Annotated in this window: 1 protein-coding gene; it reads left to right on the top strand. The window is 74.3% G+C overall.

Going from position 1 to position 738, the window contains the following annotated elements; genetic code table 11:
• Positions 1 to 738, top strand: a 738-nt coding sequence (locus AC27IO_RS25040) for an efflux RND transporter periplasmic adaptor subunit (protein ID WP_498741320.1), incomplete at both ends; no start/stop codon positions are given.

Genomic DNA, 738 nt, shown 5'->3' on the forward strand with positions numbered 1-738 from the left:
CGCCCGAGGCCGCCCGCCAACGCCGAGCGCGCCCGCACGCTGCAGGCCAGCGGCGCCCTGAGCCAGCAGCAGATCCAGCAGTACTCGACCGCCGGCGAGACCGCCCAGGCCCGCGTGGAGGCGGCGCAGGCGGCCCTCAACGCGCAGCAGCTGCGGCTCAAGCACGCCCAGGTGCTGGCGCCGGACAGCGGCGTCATCTCCTCGCGCACGGCCACCGTGGGCGCGGTGCTGGGCGCGGGCACCGAACTCTTTCGCATGGTGCGCAAGGGCCGCCTGGAATGGCGCGCCGAGGTCACCTCCAACGACCTGCCGCGCATCCGCCCCGGCAGCCAGGTGATCGTGACGGCCGCCAGCGGCGCGCAGGTGCCGGGCACGGTGCGCATGATCGCCCCCACCGTCGATCCCCAGACGCGCAACGGCCTGGTCTATGTGGACCTGCCCATCCACCCCGATGTGCGCGCAGGCATGTTCGCGCGCGGCGATTTTCTGCTGGGGCAGCGCGATGCGCTCAGCGTGCCGCAGTCGTCGGTGGTGGTGCGCGACGGCTTCAGCAGCGTGTTCGAGATCGGCGAGGGCAGCCGCGTGGTGATGCGCCGCGTGCAGACCGGCCAGCGCACGGGCGACCGGGTGGAGATCGTCTCGGGCCTGCAGCCGGGCGTGACGGTGGTCGAGCGCGGCGGCGCGTTCCTGAACGACGGCGACCTGGTGCGCGTGCAGGCCGCAGCGCCCGCAGCAGCG

This window comes from Acidovorax sp. KNOB132 (assembly GCF_057541515.1).